Annotated in this window: 12 protein-coding genes; 8 read left to right on the forward strand and 4 right to left on the reverse strand. The window is 66.7% G+C overall.

Annotated features, from left to right (window positions below):
• Nucleotides 1-145: 145 nt before the first annotated feature.
• Complete coding sequence (gene ilvD, locus ACQR0U_RS17235; protein ID WP_316202234.1) at nt 146-1,987, reverse strand: dihydroxy-acid dehydratase; 1,842 nt, start codon at nt 1,985-1,987, stop codon at nt 146-148.
• Nucleotides 1,988-2,306: 319 nt separating this feature from the next.
• Here ilvD and ACQR0U_RS17240 point away from each other — a divergent pair, with 319 nt between their 5' ends.
• Complete coding sequence (locus ACQR0U_RS17240; protein ID WP_316176612.1) at nt 2,307-2,672, forward strand: copper resistance CopC family protein; 366 nt, start codon at nt 2,307-2,309, stop codon at nt 2,670-2,672.
• 2 nt (nt 2,673-2,674) lie between these two features.
• Nucleotides 2,675-4,333, forward strand: a complete 1,659-nt coding sequence (locus ACQR0U_RS17245; RefSeq protein ID WP_434872195.1) for a copper resistance D family protein — start codon at nt 2,675-2,677, stop codon at nt 4,331-4,333.
• Nucleotides 4,334-4,339: 6 nt separating this feature from the next.
• On the opposite strand, the gene ACQR0U_RS17250 is transcribed toward ACQR0U_RS17245, so the two are convergent.
• Both ACQR0U_RS17250 and ACQR0U_RS17255 read right to left on the reverse strand, forming a co-directional pair.
• Nucleotides 4,340-4,846 carry a DUF3455 domain-containing protein gene (locus ACQR0U_RS17250; protein WP_315714858.1) on the reverse strand — a complete coding sequence of 169 codons (507 nt, stop codon included), beginning with the start codon at nt 4,844-4,846 and terminating at the stop codon, nt 4,340-4,342.
• Between the two features lie 99 nt (nt 4,847-4,945).
• Nucleotides 4,946-6,160, reverse strand: coding sequence for an NADP-dependent isocitrate dehydrogenase (locus tag ACQR0U_RS17255; RefSeq protein WP_315714857.1), 1,215 nt, complete (start codon nt 6,158-6,160; stop codon nt 4,946-4,948).
• A 298-nt stretch (nt 6,161-6,458) separates the two neighbouring features.
• On the opposite strand from ACQR0U_RS17255, the gene ACQR0U_RS17260 reads away from it, so the two are divergent.
• The 4 genes from ACQR0U_RS17260 (at nt 6,459) to ACQR0U_RS17275 (ending at nt 10,320) form a co-directional block, all read left to right on the forward strand.
• Nucleotides 6,459-7,658, forward strand: coding sequence for a TrmJ/YjtD family RNA methyltransferase (locus ACQR0U_RS17260; protein ID WP_315749285.1), 1,200 nt, complete (start codon nt 6,459-6,461; stop codon nt 7,656-7,658).
• 255 nt (nt 7,659-7,913) lie between these two features.
• Nucleotides 7,914-8,759 carry a hypothetical protein gene (locus ACQR0U_RS17265; protein WP_315749286.1) on the forward strand — a complete coding sequence of 282 codons (846 nt, stop codon included), beginning with the start codon at nt 7,914-7,916 and terminating at the stop codon, nt 8,757-8,759.
• 187 nt (nt 8,760-8,946) lie between these two features.
• Nucleotides 8,947-10,065 (forward strand): DUF2336 domain-containing protein, encoded by a 1,119-nt coding sequence (locus ACQR0U_RS17270; protein ID WP_315714854.1) that lies wholly within the window; start codon nt 8,947-8,949, stop codon nt 10,063-10,065.
• 39 nt (nt 10,066-10,104) lie between these two features.
• Nucleotides 10,105-10,320 (forward strand): hypothetical protein, encoded by a 216-nt coding sequence (locus ACQR0U_RS17275; protein WP_315714853.1) that lies wholly within the window; start codon nt 10,105-10,107, stop codon nt 10,318-10,320.
• A 31-nt stretch (nt 10,321-10,351) separates the two neighbouring features.
• Here ACQR0U_RS17275 and ACQR0U_RS17280 read toward each other — a convergent pair whose 3' ends face one another.
• A complete protein-coding gene (locus ACQR0U_RS17280) occupies nt 10,352-11,035 on the reverse strand; it encodes a TetR/AcrR family transcriptional regulator (RefSeq protein ID WP_315714852.1) in 684 nt (227 codons plus the stop codon).
• 257 nt (nt 11,036-11,292) lie between these two features.
• Between ACQR0U_RS17280 and ACQR0U_RS17285 the strand changes: the two genes are divergently transcribed.
• Both ACQR0U_RS17285 and ACQR0U_RS17290 read left to right on the forward strand, forming a co-directional pair.
• Nucleotides 11,293-11,835, forward strand: coding sequence for an OsmC family protein (locus ACQR0U_RS17285; RefSeq protein ID WP_172113730.1), 543 nt, complete (start codon nt 11,293-11,295; stop codon nt 11,833-11,835).
• Between the two features lie 34 nt (nt 11,836-11,869).
• A complete protein-coding gene (locus ACQR0U_RS17290; protein ID WP_410052265.1) occupies nt 11,870-13,006 on the forward strand; it encodes an acyl-CoA dehydrogenase family protein in 1,137 nt (378 codons plus the stop codon).
• The last annotated feature ends 17 nt before the right edge of the window (nt 13,007-13,023 follow it).

The raw sequence follows: 13,023 nt of genomic DNA on the forward strand, positions 1-13,023 counted from the left end.
CCGCTGTCGTCAGTGGGCAACAACGAAGTGCGGCATGGCTGTTCGCAGGACGAGAGCGAGACGAGGAAGTCTATGGTGAGGCCGCGGCCGCCGGCCGCAGCAACCGGTCGGAAAGGACCGGTGCTGCCGACCGAACAGATCGGTCTTACTCCTTGACGATCCGCACGGCGCCCTTGGCGGCGCTCGACGCGAACGCGGCGTAGGCCTTCAGCGCGGTCGAGACCTTGCGGGCGCGCGTCTTCGGTTTCCAGGCTTGATCGCCCTTCGCCTCCATCGCGGCGCGGCGGTTGGCGAGCTCCTCGTCGGACACTGCGAGATGAATGGTGCGGCTGGGAATGTCGATCTCGATGCGGTCGCCGTCCTGCACCAGGCCGATCAGGCCGCCCTCGGCGGCTTCCGGCGAGACGTGGCCGATCGACAGCCCCGAGGTGCCGCCGGAGAAGCGGCCGTCGGTGATCAGGGCACAGGCCTTGCCGAGGCCCTTCGACTTCAGATAGCTGGTCGGATACAGCATCTCCTGCATGCCCGGGCCGCCGCGCGGGCCCTCATAGATGATGACGACGACGTCGCCGGCCTTGATCTTGTTGGTCAGGATCGCTTCGACCGCGGCGTCCTGGCTCTCCATCACGCGCGCAGGACCCGAGAACTTCAGGATCGAGGCATCGACGCCCGCGGTCTTCACGATGCAGCCGTCGCGCGCGATGTTGCCGGTCAGCACCGCGAGGCCGCCATCCTTGGAATAGGCATGCGCGAGGTCGCGGATGCAGCCCTTCTCGCGATCGAGATCGAGCTCCTGATAGCGGCGGTCCTGGCTGAACGCGACCTGCGTCGGCACGCCGCCGGGGGCGGCCATGTAGAAGTTCTTCACGCTCTCGCTCGACGTTTGGCGGATGTCCCAGCGCTCCAGCGCTGCTGCCAGCGAGGCCGAATGCACGCTCGGCAATTCGGTGTGCAGCAGGCCGGCGCGGGCGAGCTCGCCGAGGATGCCCATCACGCCGCCGGCGCGATGCACGTCCTCCATGTGCACGTCGGCCACGGCCGGCGCGACCTTGCACAGGCAGGGGACCTTGCGCGAGAGGCGATCGATGTCGGTCATGGTGAACGGGATCTCGCCCTCATGGGCGGCGGCGAGCAGATGCAGCACGGTGTTGGTCGAGCCGCCCATCGCGATGTCCATGCTCATCGCGTTCTCGAACGCCTTGAAGTTGGCGATGTTGCGGGGGAGCACGGACGCATCGTCCTGCTCGTAATAGCGGCGGGCGAGGTCGACGACGAGATGACCGGCCTCGACGAACAGGCCGCGGCGGTCGGCATGGGTCGCCAGCACCGAGCCGTTGCCGGGCAGCGACAGGCCGAGCGCCTCGGTCAGGCAGTTCATCGAATTCGCCGTGAACATGCCCGAGCAGGAGCCGCAGGTCGGGCAGGCCGAGCGCTCCATCACCTCGACATCGGCATCCGACACCTTGTCGTCGGCGGCCACGATCATCGCGTCGATCAGGTCGACCTTGCGCAGCTTGCCTTCGATGTTGACCTTGCCGGCCTCCATCGGGCCGCCGGAGACGAATACCGCGGGGATGTTGAGGCGCATCGCGGCCATCAGCATGCCGGGCGTGATCTTGTCGCAGTTGGAGATGCAGACCATGGCGTCGGCGCAGTGCGCGTTGACCATGTATTCGACGCTGTCGGCGATCAGCTCGCGCGACGGCAGGCTGTAGAGCATGCCGTCATGGCCCATCGCGATGCCGTCGTCGACGGCGATCGTGTTGAACTCCTTGGCGACGCCGCCGGCCTTCTCGATCTCGCGGGCGACCAGCTGGCCGAGGTCCTTGAGGTGGACATGGCCGGGCACGAACTGGGTGAAGGAGTTGACGACGGCGATGATCGGCTTGCCGAAATCCTCGTTGGTCATGCCGGTGGCGCGCCACAGGCCACGGGCGCCGGCCATGTTGCGGCCATGGGTGGAGGTGCGGGAGCGATAGGCGGGCATGACGGTTTCCTTAGGCGTTCCTCGGGATCAGGCAATGTTGGTCCGCGGGCGGAAGGGTCCCGCCAACCGACGGACGGCAATGATGCGGCGAGGCATACAGCGAAGTGCTTGATGATTCGACCCTAAATTTCGCTGTTCCGGGATGCCCTGCGGGCAGGGCCGGGGCCTCGTGCCGCTGCCGCAGGGGCCGGCCGGCCCCGGTCACGCGTTTGTGGCTACGTGGGGAACAGGAAGGTCGCTTAGATTAGAACGGTCGAGTTTTGTTCGCCCCGATCCAGCCCGAACGTTCCTGCCGCAGCCTCCGCCGCCCGCGCGTCCCATGCCGTCCGTCATCCGCTTCCGCCACCTGCCGACCCTTGCCGCGCTGCTTCTGGGCGTTCCCGGCGCCGCCTCGGCCCATGCCATCATCGTCTCGTCGCAGCCCGCGGCGGGTGGCACCATCGAGACGCAGGCGACAATGATCCGGCTGCGCTTCAACAGCCGCATCGATCACGCCCGCTCGCGGCTGAAGCTGCGCGCGCCCGACGGTGCCGAGCAGGCGCTTACTCCGGCAGTCGATGCGCCGGCCGACGAGATCGACGCCGAGGCCAAGGCGCTCAGCCCTGGCGCCTGGCACCTGCAATGGCAGGTGCTCAGCGTCGATGGCCACATCACCCGCGGCGACATTCCTTTCAACGTGCGCTAGCCGTGTCGCTGTTGCTCGACATCTTCGGCTATCTCTCGGTGGTGCTGCGCGGCCTGACCCTGCTGGCACAGTCCTTCACCATCGGCGGCTTGGCATTTCTGCTGTTGCTGCTGCGCCCGCTACAGCAAAGGCTGTCCGCTGACGCGATCGTGGTCGGGAAGCGCGGCCAGCGCTTCCTGCGCCGAAGCGCATTCGGCTGGTTCGCGGTCGTGCTGGCTTCGCTCGCAGTCAACATGGGCGCGCTGATCGGGACGCTCGATCTGTCGCTCGGCGCGGCGGCGAGCGCGGATTTCGCGCGCTCCGGCCTGGCTGTTGCCGCGTGCGCGCTCGGCATCGCCGTGCTCGCCCGGACCGGCAGCTGGGCCGCCTGGCGCGTCCTGACGCTGACCGTGCTGGCCGTCTCAGCGCTGCTGCTGCAGCTCAACCTGACGCACGCGGCGAGCCGGCTCGAGGTGCGCTGGCCGCTGCTCGCCGCCGACTTCCTTCACATGCTCGGCGCCGGCGTCTGGATCGGCGGCCTGCCGTATTTCATGATGGCGCTGAACGGCTGCAAGGCGGATGACGATCAGCGCAGAATCGGACGGCGCTACTCGTTGATGTCGATGGTCTCGGTGGCGGCGATCGTGCTCGGCGGCATCGTGATGGCGGTCGCCTATCTCGGCTCGTTCGCGGCGATCTACGGTACGGCCTATGGTGTGATGACCTCGGCCAAGGTCGCGATGCTGCTGATGCTGCTCGCGCTCGGGGCGGGCAATTTCCTGGCTGTGGAGCGCCTGCGCCGCCGTGATCCCGCAGCGCCGCTGCTGCGGATGAAGCGCTTCGTCGAGGTCGAGCTCGGCATCGGGTTGACGGTGCTCCTGACGGCGGGCTCGCTGACGTCGCTGCCGCCGGGCATCGACCTCAGCCAGAACCGCCTGAACTGGGCCGAGATCGTCGAGCGCGCCGCGCCGCAACGGCCGCGGCTGACCAGCCCCTCGGTCGACCAGCTCACGATCTCGCAGTTGCAGGCGAGGATCGACGCCGCCGACGCGCAGCGCGTGACGGCGCCGCAAGCCTACGTGCCGGGCGAGGGCGTGATCCTGCCGCGCAGCGCCGCCGACATCGCCTGGTCGGAATACAACCACCATTGGGCCGGCATCTTCGTCGTGCTGATCGGGCTGCTCGCGCTGATCGAACGCTTCGCCTGGGGACGCTGGGCGCGGCACTGGCCGTTGCTGTTCCTGGTGATGGCGGCGTTCCTGTTTCTCCGCGCCGACGAGATGGCCTGGCCGCTCGGCCCGATCGGCTTCTTCGCGTCGCTGCGCGATCCCGAAGTGGCGCAGCACCGGCTGTTCGTGGTGCTGATCGTCCTGTTCGGCCTGTTCGAATGGCGGGTGCGGCTGCGCGGGCAACAGGCGGGGCGGGCGGCGCTGGTGTTTCCGCTGACGGTCGCCGCCGGCGGCGCGCTGCTGCTGACCCATTCGCACGCCATCGCCAACATCAAGGATCAGCTCCTGATCGAGATGAGCCACACGCCGCTGGCGCTGTGCGGCATCATCGCCGGCTGGGCGCGCTGGCTCGAGCTGCGCCTGGACGGCCGCATCAGCCGCGCCGCCGCCTGGGTCTGGCCGGTGGCCTTCGTGCTGGTCGGGCTGATCCTGCTGGATTATCGCGAGGCGTGAGCAGCCTTACTGCTTCTGCAGGAACACGTAGTCCGCGGAATAGGCCACGCTGCGGAGTTGCCCGGCGGTCTCGCAGGCGCCCTCCAGCTTGCCGCCCGACGTGTTGATCCGCTGCACGGTGGTGACGTCCGACAGCACGCCCTTGCTGCCGCGGTGGGAGACGACGGCGAGCTTCAGCCAGGGGATGTCGTTGTCGGTGGCGCCGATGGCGGTGCCCTGGACGCGGCCGCCGACGATCGAGCCGTCCTGGTGCTCCCAGCTCGGGCCGGCGTAGTGCCGACCGACGGTCTTGCCGTCCTCGAACAGACTGGCGATCGGTTCGCGAAAGGTCCAGGCGAGCTTGCCGTCCTTGTCGGTCTTGCAGTCGTAGACCTGCGCGCCTTCGGCATGCAGCGTCAGCACGGCCTTTTCGCCGGCGGCGATCAGCGCGTCGGGAATCGTGGTCTCTGCAGCGTGGGAGGAGCCGATCTGGGCCCCGAGCAACAGCAGGGCGAGCGATGAGGTCAAGCGCATGATCAGGTTCCTCGACAGCAGGAGTGAAACAGAAACGGGCCACGCTTGTGGCGCGGCCCGTTGATAGGTGACGAAACCAGAAGGCGAAAGTGGGGAAACTTACGCCGCCATCGCCTTGGTCAGGTTCTCGGCGATCTTGTCGAGGAAGCCGGTGGTCGAGAGCCAGCGCTGATCGGCGCCGACCAGGAGCGCGAGGTCTTTGGTCATGTAGCCGGACTCGACGGTGTCGACGCAGACCTTCTCCAGGGTGGCGGCGAACTTCGCCAGTTCGGCGTTGTTGTCGAGCTTGGCGCGGTGCGACAGGCCGCGGGTCCAGGCGAAGATCGAGGCGATCGAGTTGGTCGAGGTCTCCTTGCCCTTCTGGTGCTCGCGGAAGTGGCGGGTCACCGTGCCGTGGGCCGCCTCGGCCTCGACGGTCTGGCCGTCCGGGGTCATCAGCACCGAGGTCATCAGGCCGAGCGAGCCGTAGCCCTGCGCCACGGTGTCGGACTGCACGTCGCCGTCATAGTTCTTGCAGGCCCAGACATAGCCGCCCGACCACTTCAGCGCCGCGGCGACCATGTCGTCGATCAGGCGGTGCTCATAGGTGATCTTCTTGGCCTCGAACTTGTCCTTGAACTCCTTCTCGTACACCTCCTGGAAGATGTCCTTGAAGCGGCCGTCATAGACCTTCAGGATGGTGTTCTTGGTCGACAGGTAGACCGAGTAGTTCTTGGCGAGGCCCATGTTGAGCGAGGCGCGGGCGAAGTCGTAGATCGACTCGTCGAGGTTGTACATCTCCATCGCGACGCCGGCGCCGGGCGCCTTGAAGACCTCCTTCTCGATCACGGTGCCGTCGTCGCCGACGAACTTCATCGTCAGCACGCCCTTGCCGGGGAACTTGAAGTCGGTGGCGCGGTACTGGTCGCCATAGGCGTGGCGGCCGATGATGATCGGCTTGGTCCAGCCGGGAACGAGGCGCGGCACGTTCTTGCAGATGATCGGCTCGCGGAACACGACGCCGCCGAGGATGTTGCGGATGGTGCCGTTCGGCGACTTCCACATCTCCTTGAGACCGAACTCCTTCACCCGGGCCTCGTCGGGGGTGATGGTGGCGCACTTGACGCCGACGCCGACCTTCTTGATGGCGTTGGCGGCATCGATCGTGATCTGGTCGTTGGTCTTGTCGCGGCTCTCCATCCCCAGGTCGAAATACATCAGGTCGATATCAAGGAAGGGGTTGATCAGCTTGTCCTTGATGTACTGCCAGATGATCCGGGTCATCTCGTCGCCGTCGAGCTCGACGACCGGGTTGGTCACCTTGATTTTTGCCATGATCGATGGGGCCTTCTTGGGAACAGCGCGCCAGGAATGGAAAGCGCTTGTGAAATCAAGCGCGTCATAGCACTGCTGCACCGCGGGCGGAAGCGCACCCGGTATGCGTCCGGTGCTGATTTTCGCAGCCCGCTCATGCGGTGGGCAACGGCGGCCGCGGGCCGGCCTGCCGTTTCGCGGAAACTGCAAAATTCAAGTGTAAGCCGATTATTTTGCTTGAGAATTCTCATCAGCCGGGCCAACGAGCGGGCAGGGCGCGATCGGCGCTTCAACCGGATCTGCAAGTCGAGGATTGAGCGTGTCGGGCACCGACAAGACGAAGGCGGGCGTAGAGATCGCAGGGCCAGTGGTGATCCTGGTCGAGCCGCAGCTCGGCGAGAACATCGGCATGGCCGCGCGCGCCATGGGCAATTTTGCGTTGTCGGAGCTGCGACTGGTCAACCCGCGCGACGGCTGGCCGAACATCGCCGCCCAACGGGCGGCCGCCGGGGCCGACCACATCATCGATCATGTCCGGCTGTTCGACACCCTGCCGGAGGCGATCGCCGACCTCGACCTGGTGTTCGCGACCACCGCCCGCGCCCACGACCAGGCCAAGCCGGTGATGGGACCAGAGGCGGCCGCCCGCGAGATGCAGGGCCAGATCGCCGGCGGCGGCCGGGCCGGCATCCTGTTCGGCCGCGAGCGGGCGGGGCTCACCAACGAGGAGGTCGCCCGCGCCAACCGCATCATCACCTACCCGGTCAACCCCGGCTTTGCCTCGCTGAACCTCGCCCAGGCGGTGCTGCTGATGGGCTATGAATGGTTCAAGCTGGTGACATCGGGCGCGCTGCCCTTCGCCATGCCCGAACGCTCGGAGCGCGCCAGCCAGGGACAGATGGAGGCGTTCTTCGAGAACCTGGTGCGCGAGCTCGACCGGGTCGAATTTCTGCGGCCCGCCGAGAAGCGCGAGACCATGCTGGTCAACCTGCGCAACATCTTCTTCCGCATGGAGCCGTCGCGGCAGGACATCCACACCCTGCACGGCGTGGTCATGGCGATCGCCGAGGGGCGCAAGGGGCCGGCCAAGGGCGGCGTGCTCGACAGCGAGCAGGCGACGCGGCTGCGGGCGCTGATCGCCGAGCAGGGCACGGTGGCCAACCTGCCGGATTCGCGCGGTTCGCTGCGCGGGCTGGCGCGGCTGCTCCGCCGCAACCCGACCGACGCCGAGCGCGCGCTGTGGCACGCGCTGTCGCGCGACCGCCGCTTCGCCGGCCAGTTCAAGCGCCAGACCCCGGTCGGCCGCCACATCCCCGATTTCGTCTCCTTCATCCACCGCCTCGCCATCGAGCTGGTCGGCCCGGACGAGAGCGAAGGCGTGGTGGCGGATCGCAGCGCAAGGCGGGCGTGGCTGGAAAGCCGCGACTATCGCGTCACCGAGGTGAAGGCGGCTGATGTCGAGGCGAATCTGGAGGCCGAGCTGGTGCGGCTGCAGGCGGTGATCGCCGCAGCCAAGTAGTCGCCGACGGTCGCATCGCGAGCCGCGTGGCGGCTATCAATGGCTTCGCGCGTCCGTTCATCACGCGCAAGCGTCGATTGAGTTGCCGCGTGGCATGCGCGGCCCTCGCAACTCATCCGCGCCCGGCAGGCCCCGAGTCTGCGATCTCGTTTACACCGGCTGAACGATGATTTGTGAACGCAATTCCAGATTGTGGTTCTCCCAATCGGTTCTGGTTAGATCGCAGCACCAAGAGCAAGACCTAAGGGGGCATTCATGGCTACGCGACGATGGCGCTCGATTCTGTGTTGTGCGTTGATCATCGGCTCGATCTTCGGCTTGTCGGCAAGCGCCGAACCGGCGGCACCGAAGCGGTGCACGACGGCGGCCGATCTCGGTGCCGACGAGCGCATCGCCGGCTGCACTGTCGTGATCGAGCGCGGCAAGCCGGCGACGCCGCAGGTGATCGAAGCCCGTTTCGCACGCGCCGGCGCCTACTTCCACAAGGGAGACGTCGAGCATGCGATCGACGACTACAAGATCGTCATCGAGCAGTCCTCGGCTGGTCTTCTTGCCGCATTCGATCGCGCCGCTCCTGATCTGCGCGAGAGCGAGCCGCAGCCGGGGTCGGGTTTCGGGCGGGCGTTCGGTCGCAACGGCTACCGCGCGCAGGCCTATCGCGCGCTGGGGATCGCAAGCTTCCAGGCCGGTCTCCTGGAGGAGGCGCAGGACGATTTCAGATGGCTCAGCGAGATCGATCCCCACAATGCCGAGGCGGCCTTGTGGCTGGATCTGGCGCGCCGCCGTGCCGGGCTGGGGAGCGAGCTCGCCGACCACGCGAAGCGGCTCGACATGGGTAAATGGCCGGCCCCGATCGTCCGTCTCTTCCTCGGGCAGGAAACGCCAGAGGCTGTGCTTGCGGCGGCCGACCGCGGTGCTCCCGTCACGCGCCGGGCACGGCGTTGCGAGGCGAGCTTCTTCGCCGCCGAGCTGATGCTCGACCAGAGTCGTGAGCGCGACGCCATGCAACTGATCGACCGGGCTCTCGCCGAGTGTCCGTTGACATCGCGCGAACGCTCGGTCGCCGAGGCGGAGGCGCGCGCGCTCCGCATCATGCCGTAAAAGTCATGCGGAGAGGCACGGCAATCCCGCAGCGAGCTGTTCTCCGGCCGCATGCTTAACGCGCGCGTGCGCATTTGAGTGAAAATGCCCGGTCAAATCCGCACGCGGCGGGTTACGGAACGCTCGGGTTCGAACGGTATGGTCTGCGCATTGCCCTTTCATCGTTGCAACTGTGCGGCCTTTCATCATGAACGAAACCAGATCCGTGTTGCGGGACCTCGAGGATGCGATTGCGCGGGGGACCGCGGACAGCCGCGAGCGCGCGCTGTGGCATGCGACCGACCTGCTGATCGCGGGGCGCTACTGCGAGGAGGAGATCGCCACCTTCGGCGAGGTGATCGGCCGGCTCGCCGACGAGATCGAGATCGAAGCGCGCGCCAAGCTCGCGGATCGCCTCGCCAGGATCGAATATTCGCCGGCCAGCGTCATCCGCAAGCTCGCCTTCGACGACGAGATCTGGGTCGCCGGCCCGGTGTTGCGCGAATCCGAGCGGCTCGATGACGCCACGCTGGTCGAGAACGCCAGCACCAAGAGCCAGGACCATCTGCTCGCGATCGCCGAACGAAAGACGTTGAGCCCGGCCGTGACCGACGTGCTGGCGACGCGCGGCGACCGTGCCGTCGCCACGGCGGTGGCGCGCAATCAGGGCGCCCAGTTCTCCGGCGCCGGATTCCTGCACATGGTCAAGCGGGCCGAGAACGACTCGATTCTCGCCGAGCATCTCGGCCGCCGGCTCGACATCCCCCGCCATCTGTTCCAGCAACTCATCGCCAAGGCCTCGGACGATGTCGGCAAGCGGCTGGCAGGGGAGCGGCCGGAGCTGCTTGGCGAGATCAACAGCTCGGTCGCCAACATCGCCGGCGACCTGCAGTCGAAGTTCGGACCCGGCTCGCGCAACTACTTCGTCGCCAAGCGGACCGTGACGATCCAGCACCGCCTCGGCAATCTGCACGAGAGCACCATCGCCGGCTATGCGACCGCGCACAAGGTCGAGGAGGTGACGATCGGCCTCGCGCTGCTGTCGGGATTGCCGGTCGACGTCGTCGAGCGCGCCTTGTTCGACCGCAACCGCGAGATGCTGCTGATGCTCGCCAAGGCGCTTGGCTTTACCTGGGATACGATGATGGCGCTCGCGTTCCTCGGCGCCCGCGACCACCGCATCACGGCCGGCGAGTTGCAGGAGCTGGAGCGTGACTATGCCAAGCTCCAGTCGCTGACATCGCGCAGCGTGCTCGAATTCTATCAGTCCCGCAAGAATCCAGGCAAAGGCGGCAAAGCATCCGCGCCGCGCGCCGTAGCCTATTGAACCTGCAGCGACGGATGGAGGTGATCGCGGATGAAGGGTATGGGACTTCCTCTTCGCAGAGAGCAACGGCTCGGCCATCGCGAGGCGCCTGCGGACCGCGCGGCGGTCGATGCGGCTTGGCACGTGCTCGAAGCGGCCAACGAGCTCGGCGATGAGGCTGCAGTGGCCGCCTGCCGCCGCGTCATCGATGCGAGCCTCAACGGCGCGGGCGCAGACCAGGCGGACCTGAAGCTGGTGACGGAGTATTTCCGCTAGTTCTGTCGCTCGGTTCGCGGGGCAGGGCGGCTCAGACCGCAGCGAGCTGCGGGCCCGCCGCCTTGCTGTTGCGCTGGCCCGCCTTCAGCTTCGCCGGCTCGATCAGCGCCTTCGCCGCCAGCCCGGCGGTGTCCGCGACCTCGGGATTGCGCGACACCATCGCCGCCACGATCGCGCCGTCGATCAGCAGTGCAAGCTGATGCGAGAAGCTCTCCGGCTCGGCAGCGCCCATCTCACGGGCGAGCTTCTCGATATGCGCCAGCACCACTTTCTTGTGGCGCATTGCGATGGTGCGAAACTGCTTCTGGTCCTTGTCGTGCTCGCCGACCGCATTGATGAAGGGGCAGCCGTAGAAGCGCTCCTCGCCGAACCAGCTCTTCAGCGCCGGAAAGATGCGTGCCAGCTTGGTCTCGGCGTCACCGCCGCCGCTCTCCATTTCCGCGATGAACCATTCGCGCCACTGCTTGCCTTCGCTTTCCAGCACGGCGGTGACCAGCGCGGTCTTCGATCCGAACAGCTTGTAGAGCGTGGTCTTCGCGGTGCCGGCCTCGCTGATGATCGCATCGATCCCGGTGGCATTGATGCCGTTCTTGCAGAACAGCCGCGTGGCGGCGCCGAGCAGACGGCCGCGCGCGGATTCGTCATCGCCAGCCGAGATCGTCCTCGCGATCGCCTGCTTCTTGCCGGTTTGTTTGCCCGCAACTGACTTTGCCATGCGTGCAAGCTTAATCGCTGTGCGCGTGAGTCAGCAAGACTGCTGATGTGCTCGAGGCAGCGTTGCGCTCAATTTGATCTCCGAAGGCGGCATTCTGCACTGCGCTTGGGCAGCGGAGGGGACGCAGCGGCTCGCCACTTGCCGCGATGACCGCGTAAGCCGCGAGGATCACTCCGGCTTTTGATTTTCGGCCTCTCTGGCACGCTTCGTGCAGGATACAGACCGTTCGGTATCCTCATCCCAGGGAGAGAAATGAGATGACCGCTGTGGTTCAGAAGACGGCGCTGACGGGCTGCCTCGCACCCATCGACAAGAACGGGCTTGAACAGCTCATCGTCAACGGCAAGGCCAACCCCAAGGTCATCAAGACCCTGAAGTGCAAGACCGTCGCCGAGGGCAAGTTCCGCCACGCCAACTACATCCGCAACCTCGCGCCCTACATCGTCGACGAGCCGCCGGGGCTGCTCGGTGACGACACCGCGCCGAATCCGTCGGAAGCCTCGCTCGCCGCGCTCGGCTCCTGCCTGGCCGTCGGCCTGCATGCCAATGCGGTGCATCGCGGTTGGATCGTCAACAAGCTCGAGCTGGAGCTCGAGGGCGATCTCAACATCACGGCAGTCTGGGGCACCGGCGACGTCAGCGAGAAGCCGGTCGGCTTCACCGACGTCCGCGTCAAGGTCGACATGGAGTGCGAGGGCATTCCGCAGGAGGAGGTCAAGGCGCTGATCGACCACGTCAAGAAGTGGTCGCCGGTCGCCAACACCTTCACGCGTCCGGTCAATCTCGAGGTCGGGATCTGAGGCGGCCCTCGAGGTCAGCGTAGCGGAGGACGTCATGAACTCAGTAGTCTCGGGTTCACTCGGACAGCATCTGGCGGTCGATGGCGCGGGCGTCATGCCCATACCGTCGACCGTGGAGCAGGTCACGGCGATCGCGCGCAAGGAGCTCGCGCCGCTGGCCGCTGGCATCGACGCCGGGACGGTGTACCCGGCCGACGTGCTCCGCCGCTTCGGCGACGTCGGCGCGTGGAGCAGCCACGTGCCGGAAAATGGCGCGGCGGATCTCAACTGCGCGATCGACACCATCGGCGCGATCGGTGAGGTCTGCGGCGCCTCTGCCTTCATGGCGTGGTGCCAGAACACGCTGGTCTGGTACATCGCCAACTCGCCCAACAAGGCGCTCGTCGGCCGTCTTCTCGACGACGCCGCCAGCGGCCGGTTGCTCGGTGGCACCGGCTTGTCCAATCCGATGAAGAGCTTCTTCGGCATCGAGAAGCTCAAGCTCAGGGGTCGCAAGGTCGAGGGCGGCTACGTCGTGCGCGGCGTGCTGCCCTGGGTCTCGAACCTCGGGCCGGACCACATGTTCGGTACGATCTTCGAGCGTGAGGACGCGCCCGGCGAGATCGTGATGTTCATCGCCGACTGTGCCGATCCGGCGGTGACCCTGCAGCCATGCCAGCCGTTCCTGGCGATGGACGGCACCGGCACCTACGGCATCCAGTTTCGCGACCTGTTCGTGCCGGACGAACTGATCCTGGCCGATCCCGCGGGGCCCTTCGTCAAGAAGATCCGCGCCGGCTTCATCCTGCTGCAGGCCGGCATGGCGCTGGGCCTGATCAAGGACTGCATCAAGATCATGCAGGAGGTCGAGGCGCCGCTCGGCCACGTCAACCGCTATCTGCCGCAGCAGCCGGTCGATTTCAGCGCGCTCGCCGATGAACTCGCGAAGGAGACGGCTGAACTCGCCAGCGATCCGTTCAACCCCGACGAGACCTATTGGCGCAAGGTCGTGGCGCTGCGCCTGCGTGCCGGCGAGGCCAGCGTCGCTGCCGCTCATGCCGCGATGCTCCATTGCGGAGCCCGCGGCTACCTCAAGGGCAATCGCGCCGAACGTCGCCTGCGCGAGGCCTATTTCGTCGCGATCGTGACTCCCGCGACCAAGCAGCTCCGCAAGATGCTCGCCGACGGCTGACGCCGGCGAGAACGGCA

It is taken from the genome of Bradyrhizobium sp. HKCCYLRH3097 (assembly GCF_051167875.1).
In the GTDB taxonomy this organism is placed as follows: Bacteria; Pseudomonadota; Alphaproteobacteria; order Rhizobiales; family Xanthobacteraceae; genus Bradyrhizobium.